This window comes from Domibacillus sp. PGB-M46 (genome assembly GCF_022668875.1).
In the GTDB taxonomy this organism is placed as follows: Bacteria; Bacillota; Bacilli; order Bacillales; family Domibacillaceae; genus Domibacillus.
Genome location: NZ_JAKGCR010000060.1, coordinates 1 through 1,703, shown reverse-complemented (window position 1 = coordinate 1,703; position 1,703 = coordinate 1). Strand labels below are relative to the sequence as shown.

Below are 1,703 nucleotides of genomic sequence, written 5' to 3'. Positions count from 1 at the left end.
TACCATGTATGAATTTCTATTTCAATAGCTTTATTAATGTTTTTATTACCTAAATTACCTTTTTGTTCTCAATGCGACTCGCCAGTAAAGATAAGGAATTGATTTAGTAAGGAGGGTACATATGTGTTTTATAAAACTTAGGTTTACACACCAGTATAAAACCTGCTTGTAAGAAGATAGGTTTAGTTAACTTTCCACATATGTTTACACGCATACTTGTAGCCATACGTCGAAACATCACGCTTCTTCTACAAGCACACGTGCACAATCTTCAAGGACGAAACGATCGAGCATTTTATTCAAAACGCCATTGTAGAATCCGGCCAGATTGCGGATTTTCTTCGTTTTTGTACGGATAACAGCCGTGTGTAGTGCGGACATAGCGATATTTTCAACGTCTTGCTTATCGAAAGCTCCGTGCTTTACTAAAGCGGTAGAATGAGCGCGGTAAACTCCATACATGCGTGATACAAGCGACTGATTCTGGCCAATCGTATTTTCCAGCAGATTTTTAAAACGTTCGTAAAACGTTACCGACTTCACAGAATACGTATTATTTAATAATTGACTTTGTTTTAAAAAGATATTGTTTTTTTGGCCGGACATTTTAGCGGCTTCTTGTGGGACATTTTCATTTTTAGCCGGCTGAATTACGATGGCATTGCTTGTTTGTTGCATGTCACTGGAGCGCTTCATGGCGTATTGCTTTATGAATCCCAACACTTCCAAGCGCTTGCACAAACGTGTAATTGTCTTGTCGCTCATCTTAAGATCCGCAGCAATCTTCCGTTTGCCTTTGAATGAAACGCCGAAGAATCTGCAGGAATGGCGTTTAAGGTATTCCATCACAGTCAGCAAGTTCCTTTTTACGTCCTGGCGCAATTCCATAGCATTGATCATATCTTTATACTGACGTACAGTTTGATTTAGCTGCTCTATGGTTTCAAATGACGCTAAACTGGCGTAAGCAGCTTCGCCAGCAACGATTTCAATAAATTTTTTCATGCTCAAGACTCCTCTTTCTCGAAACAAAAAGAACGCTCGCCTGCCGTATTGTTTTCCGGAATCCGGAGAAGCGTACGGCAAAACAAGCGCTCTAAAAAATACAGAAGTATCCCTTGAACTCAACGTTTATTTGCGCTAAAATAAGGGCAAATAAACGTTAGTCCAAAGAGTCTGAGCAAGTGTGTTGCCGTGGTGTGTTCACGGTATACCGCATGAGGGAGTTGGCGCTCCACTTATGCAGCTTAGGCTTTTTTTCTTTTGGTCCGTTCATTTAATTTAAGGTTAGTATATCCTACCCGACAAGGATTCACAACACGCAAAATTCATTACTGTCTCTCCTTTTTTATCCTTCTATTACTTTTAAAATTAATTTTAAAAGTAAAGTCCACATTGATTTTCACAGTAAAATATTCTTTTGAATTTCCAAAATATTGTAATGATAGAATCCTTTTAATAGTTACTCTTTCTACATTAATATTAAACTTTTTTTTAAAGGAGCATAAATGATAAAAGCAATCGACGTAAATAACGATAACTGCAACTCCTTGTACAATAATATAAAAGCATAGTGAACAGAGTATTGAATCAGAAGACACGACAAAAAGCGCCTTCCTTTCTAATAAGGAAGGCGCTTTTTATTACGCAGTGGATCCGGTATTCCGGTAAACAAAAAAAGGACAGCTTTCGCTGTCCTCTCT

1 protein-coding gene is annotated in these 1,703 nt (G+C 38.1%); it reads right to left on the bottom strand.

Annotated features, from left to right (window positions below; genetic code table 11):
- Positions 1-237: 237 nt before the first annotated feature.
- Positions 238-1,005 (bottom strand): hypothetical protein, encoded by a 768-nt coding sequence (locus L2D08_RS23555; protein WP_242237990.1) that lies wholly within the window; start codon positions 1,003-1,005, stop codon positions 238-240.
- Positions 1,006-1,703 lie beyond the last annotated feature (698 nt).

What these genes read in the sequence shown, in the direction of transcription:
- L2D08_RS23555 (WP_242237990.1), bottom strand. Translation starts at nt 1,005, where the DNA reads ATGAAAAAATTTATTGAAATCGTTGCTGGCGAAGCTGCTTACGCCAGT.